The organism is Pigmentiphaga aceris (genome assembly GCF_008119665.1).
Lineage (GTDB): Bacteria > Pseudomonadota > Gammaproteobacteria > Burkholderiales > Burkholderiaceae_B > Pigmentiphaga > Pigmentiphaga aceris.
Window position 1 is genome coordinate 1,555,156 of record NZ_CP043046.1, and the last position, 14,516, is coordinate 1,569,671.

At 63.5% G+C, this 14,516-nt stretch carries 4 protein-coding genes; all 4 read right to left on the minus strand.

All coding sequences use genetic code 11. From position 1 onward, the window contains the following. Window positions 1-6 precede the first annotated feature (6 nt). Window positions 7-4,017 (minus strand): WGR and DUF4132 domain-containing protein, encoded by a 4,011-nt coding sequence (locus FXN63_RS06525; RefSeq protein ID WP_148813841.1) that lies wholly within the window; start codon window positions 4,015-4,017, stop codon window positions 7-9. 65 nt (window positions 4,018-4,082) lie between these two features. Beyond that, the gene (locus tag FXN63_RS06530) at window positions 4,083-8,078 is read right to left on the minus strand and encodes a DUF4132 domain-containing protein (protein ID WP_148813843.1); all 3,996 of its coding nucleotides are present in this window, start codon (window positions 8,076-8,078) and stop codon (window positions 4,083-4,085) included. A gap of 65 nt (window positions 8,079-8,143) precedes the next feature. Continuing rightward, entirely contained in the window at window positions 8,144-12,157 is a 4,014-nt protein-coding gene (locus tag FXN63_RS06535; RefSeq protein WP_148813845.1) for a DUF4132 domain-containing protein, read from the minus strand. 18 nt (window positions 12,158-12,175) lie between these two features. Further along, a complete protein-coding gene (locus tag FXN63_RS06540) occupies window positions 12,176-14,509 on the minus strand; it encodes a DUF5682 family protein (RefSeq protein WP_148813847.1) in 2,334 nt (777 codons plus the stop codon). Window positions 14,510-14,516: the final 7 nt, after the last annotated feature.

The following is a 14,516-nucleotide window of genomic DNA, read 5'->3' on the forward strand; positions in this document are numbered from 1 at the left end:
GGGTGCTCACGTGCTTGCGCTGCTCGCTACCAGGCTTGGCACGCGCAGCAATTCGCTGATGCTGATGGGGTCCAGTTCACCAAAGGTGCGGCTAACTTTTTTGTTGCCTGAGCCTGAACCCCACGGGTCACCCAGCCCCAGGGTGCCCATTTTCTGGGTCTTGGGTTCGTACTCGGCGGCACCGGCGTAAATGCCCTCAGATATATGCATGTACACCTCACCTGGCTTGCCGTCGCTGAAGGTCACGGGGCGTTCCAGCCAGACCGACACGCCGCCGTCTTGCGGTGAACCGATGTTCCATCCGCGTGTGCTCATGCCGCGCAGGCGGGTGGTTTCCACCTCGGACTCGGCGAAGCGCGTAAGCGTGTGCAGCTCCCGTTCCTGGTCTTCCAGCGCGTAGGTTTCGCGGGACAGTTGCATAAAGGGCTGGGCGATTTCATAGTCCCCGAATACCGTGCCCCAGGCGGCGCGCGTGTCGGCATCCAGGTGCAGCGGGTGTACCAAGCCGATGCGGCTGCTTGCGTCTTCGGACAGGTCCACGTCAAGCGGGTCGTCGTTTACGTCTGCGGCCGACAGGTCTTCCGTCACGCGGAACACTTGGGTAGGCAGGCTGCGTGCATCGTCGTCGGCAAATACGCCCCACACCAGGCGTTGCGTCAGGTGGCGGATCAAGGGGTGCGTCGCAAAGAAGGCATCGAACACGCTGGGTTTTACGCGGCGGGAATTGGCCAGCATGGATTCCAGTCGGGTGATCTGCAAGGACGCCACCGCACGCGCGTCTTTCTTCAGGGCGGACCATGTGGCGCTGGCCTGTTTGGACAGTTCCTCGTCGTCTGATTTGTTGGGCTTGGGCAGGTCTTTCAGGCGACGGCCTTCGGCGTCTTTCACCCAGGGCTTCAGGAATTCGTCGAAGCCTACGCGGAATTTGCGTTCGCCAAAGTCCAGGTCCATGCCGCCGCGTTCGTCCAGGTTCAGGTCGGGTGCAAGGCGGTCGGCAAGTTCTTCCGGCGTCAGGTCGCGGGCTTCGGCGATGACTGCAATTTTCTCGCGGGCTTTTTCCTGCAAGCCTTTGAACTTCAGTTTTTCTGCGATGCCGTTCAGGTTCATCAGCGCCACGTCGGTGCCAATGTCGGCCAGCACGTCCAGGCCGGTCACGGCGCGGGCATGTGCCGCTTCACCCGGCCATTTGCGGATCAGTTTGGTCAGCCTGCGTGCGCATTCGTCGTCGCCCAGCCAACCCACGCCGCGTAGCGCCCAGTTTTCCTTGGCGACAGCACCTTCGGACATCCAGGTCGAGAACACATCCCATGCGAAAGCAGCTGCGCTGTCGCGGGTCAATTCTTCACGCACGCGCGCCACGCCCACGTACTGCTCGCCCGCTGCGCCCAGCATCAGCATCTCGCCCAGACCAAGCACGGCGTCGTCGGTCAGGGCACCGCTGCCGTCGGCCAACATGGGGCGCGACAGCACGGCGGGTTGGAACCAGTTGGGCAGTTTGGGTGGTTTGGATGGCACGTTGTCGGCAGCGTCGCGCGCAAGAATTTCGGCGACGGCATCGACCACACCGGGTTCTGCAGCCGCGTAGGCGGCGACGGCTTCGTCAATGGCTGCGCGGCCATCTTCTGTGTCAAACGCGTACCAGCGCAGCGTGTACTCGGCGACTTCCCGTGCTTCCCGTGCCTGGCTGGTTTTACCAACGGCGTCGGGAATCAAGCGCATCAACGCGGTGTGACGATGGCGGCGCAGCCAGGGCACGGCCAGCGCATGTGCCTTCTTCAATTTGGCCAATGCACGCGCGGCATGCGGCGCGATGTGTGCGCTGTCTACTGGCAAGGCCAGTTCCAGCATGCCCAGCGGGTCGCTGCCGACCAATGCCGCCATGCCGGGCGCGGCGCGTTCACCAAAGCGCTTGAACATCCGTGCGACGGTGGGTTCCCACGTCACATAGCATTCCAGCGCTACCGTTGACAGTTCCCACAGAGCAAGCGTCAGCGTCTCGTGGTGAGTGGGCAGCGTGTCGTAAAGCTTCGCGTACTCGGTGCTGCTGATGTAGGTGTTGGCGGCGCGTGCTGCGCTTAAACGCTGCGTCAGCCACGTCACCCATTCTTCCCCCGACAATTCATCCACGGCGGGCAGGGGGGCGGCCGTGGGCGGCATGGGACGCCAGTTGGACTGCTTGCCACCTTCGGTGGCGTGTATGAAATCGCCAAGCTTGTCCAGGGTGTCGATCAGCGGCTTGGTTCGCGGCGGCATCTCGTCGCTGAGTTCGCCTTCGCTGTACACGAACGGCGTGGCAATCGGCTTGAGCGCAAGCACGGGTACCAGCTTGCCGCCCTTGCGGGCCGGGTTGCGCCAGGGGGCCTTGCGCAACAGGGCGGGGATGGCCTCGTCCGGTGCGGTAGCCGCATTACCGGCACTCAGGCGTTCGTCCAGGGTGGTAATGTCTTTCTCGCTCAGACCGTCGGCCCATTGGCGCACGGTCTGCTCACCGAATTTCGCAATCAATTCTGCCAGGCGGACTTTGATGGCAGGTTCGTCACGATGCTTGGTGGCCAGGCGCAGCAATTGCCGGAAGGTCCACACCGGGTAGGCCTTGCTGGCGGCATCTACGGCAGTGCGAATCCAGCGCTCGTGGAAGTAGGGCAGCAGCAAGCCCATCGCCTCGTCGTCGCGTGTTTCCAGCATGGCGCGCGCTGCCGTGGTGCGCCATGCTTCGGTTGCGTATTCCAGCAGCCAGTTCAGCGTGGACAGTGGCGATTCGTTGTAGTGGCGGCCAACCGCCATGGCGGTCGCCGCGATGCTTTCCAGCGAGGTCAGGGCATAGCGGTAGGTCAGGGTGTAGGGGCGCGTCTGGTGCCACTGCGCTGCCGCAGCCGGCGGCGCATCGATAATCAGCGGAAGCAGCGGCGATTGCGCAGGCACATCGGCACCCGCAGCCTGGGCTGCCTCTACCTGTGCCAGGGGCTTGAGTAGATGATCGCCGGGTCGGTCGTCGGCAAAGATGAACGCGTAGAACACACCATCGTCGGGGTCGGCCTGCGCGAGGTCCTGGGCGGCACGAAGCGCAGCGTCGTAGTCGGCTTCATCGGGCGTGGCGGGAAACGCCTGGCGCATGGCCAGGGTGAATGGCTGGGCCCAGGCGAAATCCTGATAGCTTTGCTTGGGCTTTGCCGGTCGCGTCTGCTGCACGACGTCGATCATGGCCCGCGCACCCACGCTGGCGATGCCCAGCCGTACCAGGGCCGACAAGCCGCCCAGGTAGTTCTCGAAGCGCCCTGTATAGAACATGCCGCCACGGCTGGTGATGTCATCCCACACGCGGCATGCATCGCGCTGCAAGGCGGTGATGGTCGCCAGATCGAAGGTCGGCGGGCTGTCCTTATCAATAGCTTTAAGGCGTTGCAGCTCGGTCGGTCGCTTCGAGCTTGACGCTTCGATGTCGGCAATGTGTTTGCAAAAGGTCTTCCACTCTGCAGCCGCATCAATGGCTGGGCCAGGACGGCTGCGCGTGGTCAGTGCCTCGGCAGAAAACAGTACACCGTGGCGAGCGCATTCTTCTGCGAACGCAGTGGATGCATCTGTCGTTGCTGCGTCGGATTGGTCTTTCTGGCTGGTTGGCGCAGGCGCGCTGGACTTCTCAGCGGCGGCACTGTTGCTGTTCGTTTGCGCCACGGTAGAGGCAGCAGCGGCGTCTACTTTCTCACTGGTCGATGGCGATTCGCTGGCTGCGGGGGTAGCCATCGTCGCTGCCTTCTCCACCTTCGGTTTGGCAACGACAGGCGCACTGGCAGCCGGCACCGGGCTGGGCCCGCTTCCGGTCAGCGCATAGCCCTTGCCGGTCTTTTCCTTGACCAGTTTCAGCTTTTCTTTTTCCGCCGCAGCGGCATCGGCAAACTGTTTGTCTTTGGTCTGGCCATTGGTGCCGATGCGGCCAAAACGCACGGTTACGGTGTCGCCAGTAACCGAGACTTCCCAGAATTTCGATGCACTGCCTTCAACCAGTTCGTAGCGTTCCATGTGGTGCAAGTTTCCTATTCTTAAACTAAGTAGAGCGTCGTGTTGCAGGTTCAAGCCGCGGGTGCTTATGCGCCCGCGCTGTTCGCCACCAGGCTCGGCACGCGCAGCAGTTCGCTGACGCTGATGGCGTCCAGGTCACCGAAGGTGCGGCCAGATTTTCCCTGGCGTGCGTTCGATCCCCACGGGTCGTCCAGGCCCATGGTGCCCATCTTCTGTGTCTTGGGTTCGTATTCCTGGGCACCTGCCCAGATGCCTTCGGAAATATGCAGGTAGACCATGCCCTTGGTGCCGTCGGTGAAATTCACCGGGCGTTCCAGCCACATCGATACACCCGCATCCTGCGGGTCGCCGACCCGCCAGCCGCGCGTGCTCATGCCGCGCAGACGGGTGGTTTCGACTTCGGCCTCCGCGAATCGTGCCAGCGTGTCCACGCCGCGTTCACTGTTTTCCAGCACATAGGTTTCGCGACCCAGTTGCAGGAAGGGCTGGGCGATTTCGTAATCGCCAAACACCGAGCCCCAGGCGGCGCGCGCCTCATCGTCCAGTTGCAGCGGATGTACCAAGCCGATCCGGTAGCTGGCATCGGCCGAGACATCCAGCTCGACAGGGTCGTCGTTCACATCGGCTGCCGACAGGTCTTCCGTGACGCGGAATACCTGCGTGGGTTGGGTACGTGAATCGTCGTCGGCAAAGATGCCCCACACCAGCCGCTGGGTCAGGTGGCGAATCAGCGGGTGGGTGGCGAAGAAGACCTGGAACACATCGGGTTTCACCCGCCGCGAATTGGCCAGCATGGCTTCCAGGCGTGTGATCTGCAGCGAGGCAATCGCGCGCGCGTCTTTCTTCAGTGCCGACCACGTGGCGCTGGCCTGTTTGGACAGTGCTTCGTCATCCGATTTATTGGGCTTGGGCAAGTCTTTCAGGCGTCGGCCTTCGGCATCTTTCACCCAGGGCTTCAGGAACTCGTCGAAGCCCACGCGGAATGTGCGTTCCCCGAAGTTCAGATCCAGACCGCCGCGTTCGTCCAGGTTCAGGTCAGGGGCAAGGCGGTCTGCAAGTTCTTCAGGGGTCAGGTCGCGGGCCTCGGCAATGACGGCAATCTTCTCGCGGGCTTTTTCCTGCAAGCCTTTGAATTTGAGTTTTTCGGCGATGCCGTTCAGGTTCATCAGCGCCACGTCGCTGCCGATGTCGGCCAGTACATCCAGGCCCGTCACTGCGCGAGCGTGTGCCGCTTCACCTGGCCATTTGCGGATCAGCTTGGTCAGGTTGCGCGCGCACTCGTCGTCACCCAGCCAACCGATCGCTCGCATGGCCCAGTTTTCCTTGCCCGGTGCGCCTTCCGACATCCAGATCGAGAACAGATCCCAGGAAAACGCCGCCGCGCTTTCAGGTGTCAGGGCAGCACGCGTGCGCGCGACACCTACGTAGGGTTCACCAACGGAACTGAGCATCAGCATTTCGCCTAGCCCGCGCACGGCATCGTCCGACAGCGCGCCCGCGCCGCTTGCCAACATGGGGCGCGACATCACCAGCGGTTGGAACCAATTCGGCAATTTCGGCGGCTTGGACGGCACGTCGTCGGCGGGATCGAGGGCAAGCATCTTCTCGATCTCGGCGGCAAGCTTTGGCTCAGTGGCGGTGTAGGCGGCCACGGCTTCATCAAGCGCGGCACGTCCATCTTCGCGGTCTTCGATGAACCAGCGCAGGGTCTGCGAGGCGGCATCGCGCACTGGGCCGGCCTTGCCAATGGCGTCGGGGATCAGGCGCAGCATGGCGGTGTGACGATAGCGACGCAGCCAGGGGATGGCGAATGCACGCGCCTTCTTCAGTTTGGTCAGAGCGCGTGCCGCATGCGGGGCGATGTCGGCGCTGTCCACCGCCATTGCCAACTGCAGCTTGCCCAGCGGATCGGTGCCGACCAGCGCCGCAAAACCCGGTGCCGCGCGTTCGCCGAAGCGCTTGAACATGCGGGCGGTCGTTGCTTCCCAGTACAGATAGAAGCTCGATGCGACCGTGGGCATTTCCCACAGGGCAAGCGCCAGCATCTCGTGGTGGAAGTGGATCGTTTCGTAAAGGCGCTGGTACTCGCTGCTGCCAAGATAGGAGTTGGCCGCCCGGGCGGCTTCCAGGCGTCGCTCGATCCACCTAACCCATTGCTCGCCCGACAGTTCACCGGCGGCAGGGAACGAGTCCGGGGTAGGCATAGGCTTCCAGCTCGACTGCCTGCCTTTCTCGGCCTCGTGCACAAAATTGCCAAGCGTCTCCAGATCCTCGATTTTCACGGGCTGGTGCCGCATCGGGCCTTGCTCGCTCAGCTCACCCTCGTGGTAGACAAAGGGCGTGGCGATCGGCGTCAGAGACAGCACGGTAAGGGCGTTGCCAGCCTTGCCGGCAGGCTTGCGCCACGGTGCGCTGCGCAGAATGGCGGGCAGCGCGTCGTCCGGGGCAATCTGCACATTCTGCGATGCGTAGCTGCGATCCAATGCCGCGATTTCCTTGGCACCCAAGCCCTCGGCCCACTGGCGCACAGTGGTTTGGCCGTGCTTGGACATCAGGTCTGCCAGTCGTGCCTTGATCGCAGGTTCATTGCGGTTGTTCGCCGTCAGCTTCAGCAGTTGGCGGAAGATCCAGACCGGGTAGACCTTGGTGGCGGCATCGACTGCCGCCCGAATCCAGCGCTCGTGGAAGTAGGGCAGCAGCGCGGCCAGCGCGTCGTCGTCGCGGGTCTCCAGCATGGCGCGCGCAATCTTCGTGCGATCGCCTTCGTCTGCGTAATGCAGCATCCAATCCAGCGACGGCAGGGGCGACTCGCCGTAATGGCGCGCCGCGGCAATCAAGGTTGATGCGATCGTTTCAGGCGTGACGTGCAGATAGACGAAGTACAAAAAGTACTGGCGTTTCTCACGCCACTTTGCAACGGCAGAGGGCGGGGCATCGGCAACCAGCGGCAGCAGGGTAATCGACCCGGCCGCGACGAAGCCAGCGGCTTTTACTTGTGCCAAGGCTTGCAGCGCGTGGCTGTCGGTGCTGTTGTTGGGTCGGTCATCGGCAAACACAAAGGTGTAGAAAACCGCCAGCGACGGGTGTTGCACCAGGGTTTCCTGGGCGGCACGCAGCGCGGCATCGTAGTCCGCCTGGTTTTCGATTGCCGTGAAGGCCCAGCGCATGGCAAGCGTGTAGGGCTCGCCCCAGGCAAGGTCTTTGTAGGAGGTTTTGGGCGGCACGGGAATGGCCAGACGCGCGACCTCGACCATGTCTATTGCGCCCAGCGTGGCGATGCCCCAGCGTGCCAGCGCCGCCAGGCTGCCGATGCGGTCGTCGATGCCTGTGGTATCGGTGTACATGCGGTTGGCCTGGGTGGCCTCCCACAGAAGATGCACGTCGCTCAGCCACTGAACCATCGCCTGGGCATCGACCGCCGGCGGGGTGTCCACGTTGCGGTCGGCAATGCGTCGGGCCTCTGCTGGCAACTTGCCGTCGTCTGCAGGCAGTTTGCTCATGTGCTGGCGATACGCCTTCCAGTCTTCCGCAGCATTGATGCGTGCGCCGGGCCGGCTGCGCGTGGGCAGGGATGTGCCTTCGAACAGCAAGCCGTGACGGGCGCATTCCTCGGAAAATGCTACTGAGGCGTCGCCGGTGGTTTCAGCTTCTTCGGCGGGCTTTGTTGCCGGGGGAGTGGTGTCAGCAGCATCGGCGGCGTTGGCCGAAGGCACCGTGGCGGGCGTTTGCGTCGCGACGGCTTTAGGTGTTTCTTCAGATGCTGCGTCGGCCGTTGCCGTATCTGCTTTCACCGAAGCGGCCTTCGCTGCCTTGGGCTTGGCGGCGGGCGCGGTGCTGGGCATCGGCGTTGTTCCACTTCCCGTCAGCACATAACCCTTGCCGGTCTTTTCCTTGACCAGCTTCACCTTCTCTTTTTCAGCCGCAGCTGCATCGGCCAATTGCTTGTCCTTGGTCTGGCCATTGGTGCCGATGCGACCAAAACGCACGGTTACGGTGTCGCCAGTAACCGAGACTTCCCAGAATTTCGATGCACTGCCTTCAACCAGTTCGTAGCGTTCCATAGGGAGCGAATTTCCTTTTTTTCGTTAGCCGCAGGGCCATTGAGTCGCAGCATGTGATCGGAAGCTCATGCCCCCGCGCTGCTTGCCACCAGGCTTGGCACGCGCAGCAGTTCGCTCGCGCTGATCGGGTCCAGGTCACCAAAGCTGCGGCCAGATTTGCCTTGGCGGGCGTTCGATCCCCACGGGTCGTCCAGGCCCATGGTGCCCATCTTCTGTGTCTTGGGTTCGTATTCCTGGGCACCCGCATAGATGCCTTCGGAAATGTGCAGGTAGACCGTGCCCGTCTTGCCGTCGGCAAAGTTCACCGGGCGTTCCAGCCACATCGACACGCCACCGTCCTGCGGGGCACCGATTTGCCAGCCGCGCGTGCTCATGCCACGCAGTCGGGTGGTTTCGACCTCGGCATCGGCGAAGCGGCTGATCGTATCCACGCCGCGTTCGGCCTCGTCCAGCACATAGGTTTCGCGGCCCAGTTGCAGGAAGGGCTGGGCAATCTCGTAATCGGCGAACACCGTGCCCCAGGCGGCGCGGGCTTCGTCGTCCAGTTGCAGCGGGTGCACCAGGCCGATTCGATAGTTGGCATCCGCCGACACATCCAACTCGACTGGGTCGTCGTTCACATCGGCTGCCGACAAGTCTTCCGTGAGGCGGAACACCTGCGTGGGTTTGGATGTTGCGTGGTCATCGGCAAACGTGCCCCACAGCAGCCGCTGGGTCAGGTGGCGGATCAGCGGATGGGTCGCAAAGAAGACCTGAAACACCTCGGGTTTCACCCGCCGCGAATTGGCCAGCATCGCTTCCAGTCGCGTGATCTGCAGTGATGCAATGGCGCGCGCGTCTTTCTTCAGCGTCGACCAGGTGGCGCTGGCTTGCTTGGACAGTTCCGGATCGTCCGACTTGTTCGGCTTGGGCAGGTCTTTCAGGCGACGGCCTTCTGCATCTTTCACCCATGGCTTCAGGAACTCGTCGAAGCCTACGCGGAATGTGCGTTCGCCGAAGTTCAGATCCAAGCCACCGCGTTCGTCCAGACCCAGGTCGGGGGCCAGGCGGTCTGCAAGTTCTTCGGGCGTCAGGTCCCGTGCCTCGGCAATCGCAGCGATCTTTTCGCGGGCCTTTTCCTGCAAGCCTTTGAACTTCAGCTTTTCGGCGATGCCGTTCAAATTCATCAGGGCGACATCGCTGCCGATGTCCGTCAGCACTTCAAGGCCGGTCACGGCGCGGGCATGTGCCGCTTCACCCGGCCACTTGCGAATCAGCTTGGTCAGGTTGCGTGCACATTCGTCGTCGCCCAGCCAGCCCACCGCTCGCAGCGCCCAGTTTTCCTTGCCCGGTGCGCCTTCCGACATCCATGCCGAAAACACATCCCAAGAGAACGCCGCAGCACTTTCCGGCGTCAGTGCCGCGCGTGTGCGCGCCACGCCTACATACGGCTCGCCAGTTGCGCCGAGCATCAGCATTTCGCCCAGGCCGCGCACTGCGTCGTCCGATAGCGCGCCGGCACCACTGGCCAGTTCCGGGCGGGTGAACAAGGCGGCTTGGAACCAGATCGGCAGCTTGGGCGGTTTGGACGGTACGTTGTCGGCAGGGTCTTGCGCCACTACCTGGTCGATGGACTCCTTAACCTCGGGGTTGGACGCTGCATAGGCGGCCACTGCCTCGTCGAGGGCGGCGCGACCATCTTCAGCGTCATCAACGAACCAGCGCAAGGTCTGGGACGCTGCGTCGCGCAACGCACCGGGCTTGCCCATGGCGTCGGGGATCAGCCGCATCATCGCCGTCCGGCGGTAGCGGCGCAGCCACGGAATGGCCAGCGGTGACCCTTTTTTCAGCTTGGTCAGGGCACGTGCCGCATGCGGTGCAATGTGTGCGCTGTCTACCGCCATCGCATGGGGCAGGAAGTACAAGGGATCTTGACCCACCAGCACGCCAAAGCCTGGTGCTGCCCGCTCGCCAAAGCGCTTGAGCATGCGTGCAGTCGTGACCTCCCAGTTCAGGTAGAACTCCTGCGCAACAGCGGGCATTTCCCACAGTGCAAGCGACAGGCTTTCGTGATGCATGTGGATCGTGGCGTACAGCTGCGCATAATCCGTGGAGGTCAGGTAAGCGTTTGCCGCGCGTGCTGCCTTAAGTCTGGCGACGACCCATTCAAGCCATTGTTCGCCCGACAGTTCGCTGGCGGCAGGCAGGGAGTCCAGCGCCGGCATGGATCGCCAGCCCGGCTTCTGGTTCTTCTCGGCCCGATGCACGAAGGTGGCAAGCTCCGTGAGTTTTTCCATCACCATGGGCTGGCCGCGCATGGGTGCCTCATCGCTTAGCTCGTCGGTAGCAAAGGCGAAGGGCGTATCGATAGGCGTCAAGGACAGCACGGTGATGGGCTTGCCTGCCTTGGATGCCGGTGTGCGCCAAGGCATGCTGCGCAGAATGGCGGGCAATGCATCGTCGGCAGCAATGGCGACGTCTCGGACCGCAAAACTCCGTTCGAGTGCCGCAGTTTCCTTGGCACCCAGCCCTTCTGCCCACTGGCGCACATTAGCTTCCCCGTGCGTGGCGATCACTTCTGCCAGCCGTGCTTTGATGGCTGGCTCAACGCGACTGCTGGCCGCGAGTCCAAGCAGCTGGCGGAAGCTCCATACCGGATAAGCCTTGATCGCGGCATCGAGCGCAGCCCGTATCCAGCGTTCATGCAGGTAGGGCAGCAGTACCGCAAAAGCGCTTTCGTCACGCGTTTCCAGCAAGGCACGTGCGACGGTGGTGCGACGGCCTTCATCTGCGTAGTGCAGCAACCATTCCAGTGCGGGCAGTGCAGACTCGCCGTGATGGCGGGCAACTTCAGTCAAGGTCGCCGCCACCGTTTCCGGCGATACGTGCAGGTAGACGAAATAGAACAGGTACTGGCGCTTCTGACGCCATGCGGCAACGGCCGATGGCGGCGCATCGGCAAGCAGTGGCAGCAGCGAGGAGTTCGACGCAATATCGATGTTGGCAGCGGCGGCTGCCTGAAGCTGTGACAACGCCTGCAATGCATGGCTGGCGGGGCGGTCATCAGCGAACACAAACGTGAAGAAAGTTGCCAGGCTTGGGTCGGCCGCGACGGCGTCCTGCGCAGCATTCAGCGCCGCGTCGTAGTCGGCATCGCTGGCAATGGCCGTGAACGCCTGCCGCATTGCCAGCGCATACGGCTCTGCCCAGGCCAAGTCTTGATAGCCCCGGTGCTTCGGGGGAACCGGCGTGGCGCGTTGGACCACGTCGACCATGGCTTGCGCGCCCAGCGTGGCGATGCCCCAGCGTGCCAGGGATGCCAGGCTGCCGATCCGGTCGTCGGTCACTGACGACCCCTCGCGGTAATTGCCCGAGCTGGCAACTTCCCACACGACGGCAGCATCGTTCAGCCAGGTCACCATTGCGTCCAGATCGACGGTTGGCGGCGTGTCGGCGTCACGCTCCTTCAGCCTGCGCAATTCAGCAGGCCGATCCCTGGCTTCTTTTGGCAGCGCGGCCATGTGCTGGCGATACGCCGCCCAGTCGCGTGCTGCATCGATGGTGGCGCGCGGGCGGCTGCGCGTGGGAAGGGCGGTGCCTTTGAATAGCAGACCGTGGCGGGCGCTTTCTTCTGCGAAGGCGGCCGAGGCGTTGGCTGACGGGCTGGTAACGTCAGCAGTGCTGTCCTTCGGGGACGCATCAAGGGCGTCGGGCGCGGTCGTTGCATCGGCGGCTTTCTCGGGCGAAGGTGGAGGTGCCGCTGCGGCGCTCGATGCATGCTCATCGGTCGCGTCGTCTTTTGCCGTGGCTGTCTTCGCCTTTGTCGTTGTTGCCTTCGCGGCCTTGGGTGCTGCGGCAGGCGTTGCACTGGCCGCAGGTGCCGGGCTTGGCCCGCTTCCCGTCAGCACATATCCCTTGCCAGTCTTTTCCTTGACCAGTTTCAGCTTTTCTTTCTCGGCTGCAGCTGCGTCGGCCAGTTGCTTGTCCTTGGTCTGACCATTGGTGCCAATGCGTCCGAAGCGCACGGTTACCGTGTCGCCAGTCACCGAGACTTCCCAGAATTTCGCTGCACTGCCTTCAACCAGTTCGTAGCGTTCCATGTGTGTGGGCTCCTGTATTTACTGGGTTGAGCGGGGCGGCGGCAACACCAGGCCCGCGCGCGCCATGCGCGCCACGGCCCGTTGCTCGGCCGCCAGTGCGTAGGCTTGTTGATCCAGCGGCACGCTTTGCCGCATCCAGTGCATGGCGTCGGCTTCCGCTTGTGCGGGTGCCATGCCATGTCGGGTCAGCAGCGCGCGTGCAATGCGTTCGCGTTCGCGTGGCGGGAACCATGCAAATGCTTCGCGCAGCGGTGGCAGCGCACGCAGAAAATCGCCGTCGTGCCAGTCCGCGACCAGTTCTTCGACGGCTTGCATGGCACCTTGATCGGTGCCGATTTCGTCACGGGCCAATGCAAACAAGCCGATCAGAAAATCGCCAAGCTCGGTAGGCTGCGACACGCGCCGAATGCGTGCATCGACACCATCGGCGGCTGTTTCGCCGCAAGCTATGCGCAGGCCCAGGGCCGCGCCCGCCAGTGTGGGCGGGCTGTCGGTCGATGTGATGCAGCGTGCTGCCGTCGCCAGAAAGGAGTCCCGCGCAAGCGGGATTTCCGGGCAGTCGCGCAGCAGGTCGCGGCAGGCCTGCATGGCGGTCACGGCTTGTTTGCCATCGCCTGTGGCCTGGGGCGATTCCAGCAACCAGCCGGTCTGTTCGAACCCGGCTTGTGCCAGCCGGGCCAGGCCCGCACGTGCATCCGCACCGAAGATGTCGCCGAAGCGGTACAGGGACACAATGCGTCGATGCGCTTTGCCCAGTGCACCCAGGTCGTGGGCCTGGCTCAATGCGGCATCAAGTGTTTTGACGGTGCCGTCGTGGGCGTCCATCAGCCCGGCGAACAAGGCATCCGACAAGGTGTTTGCCAGGCTGGCAATGTCGGTGTCGCGCGCCGCCAGGCAGCCTGATGCCGCCGCCTCCAGCGTGCCGCCCCAGCGCGATGCTTCGATCAGCGCGCCGTGCAGATCGCGGTGGCGGGTGATGCGGAAATTTTCGCTTGGCGTGCGGGTATCAGCCAAGGGCGTGCCGCCCACGCGCTCGAACCCCGGAATGCCCAGAATGCGCAGCGCGTGCAGCACATGCGCGCGCCTGCGATCTTCTGGCAGGCTCCAGTCCAGCTGCACCTCGCGTGGCATGGTCTGCGGTTCCAGCGTCAGCTGTCTCAGCAGTTCCTGAATTTCTAGCAGCAATGGTGGTTCGCGTGTACCTGCCGCAAGCTGGCCTTCACGTTTGCCGGACAGGGCGTGCAGCATGGTGCCCAGGAACGGATGCGCGCGCAGACCGCGTTGGCTGGACCAGTCGGGCACTTGGTCCAGGCCGTCTTTCAGCAGCGTGGACAGGGCACCATCCAGCAGGTCGTGGCGCAGCGCTGCACGATGACCGCGCAGGCGTGCCAGTCCTTCGGCTTGTGCTGCCCACGCGATGCGGTCTGCGGTGGACACCACTTGGCCGCGCTTGCGCAAAGTGCGTGTAATCACCGTGTATGCCCAGTCGCTTGCGCGGGCCAAGCCGTGTTGCCAAACCTGTTCGTAATACGCAGGGGAAGGCATGCCCGCCGCGTAGCCATTCAGGCGGTCAAGGCGAGGGTAGCTGTAGGGCACCAGATAACTGTCGACGCGGGTATCGCCATCCGGTTGGGGTGTGTCCGGCAGCTCAGCGCCATCGACACTGCGGGCAATTCGGCGGATGGCGTCGGCATGCCAGCCACCGCACACCAGCACCACCGGTCTTCCTGCTGCCTGGCGTACTGCCCAGGCGGCGTAGCGTCCCATGTGCTGTTCGCGTGCGGCTTCGCTGGGGTCTTCTGCGCCGTCGGGGCGAAGCAAGGCGAAGTATTGCGCCAGCCGCGCGGGCAGGGCATCTGGGTCGGCCTGTTCGGCCAAGGCATCCCACAAGGCATCCAGGTCTTGCTCGCCCAGGCGGCTGGCCAATGCGGTTTCCACTGCGTCGATGTGCAGGCCGTGCGGATCGGCGTAGCGATTGGGCGTGTCGCCGAATGCACGTGTCCAGGCGGGCAGGTCGCAAAAGAGCGGCGTGGCACCTGTTTCGAAGGCAGCCGACAAGGCTTGCCATTCCGGGGAGTATTCGCAGAATGGCGCGTAAGACGAGCGGCTGTCGTTTGGCCCGGCATGAAAGCTGAAGATGGCTACCGGCAGCGTGTGCGGGCGTTTCAAGTCTGCAATGTGCGGGTTGAAGTCGGCCGGGCCTTCGACCAGCACAAAGGCCGGGCGCGTGGACGCGATCACCTGGCGCACGTGGCGTGCGCAGGCAGGCGAGTGGTGACGGACGCCGATGACGATCAGGCCGTCGTCTGATTGACCGGGATGCTCGCTCACCGTGCTGCTTGCTGCATGCATGGCATGC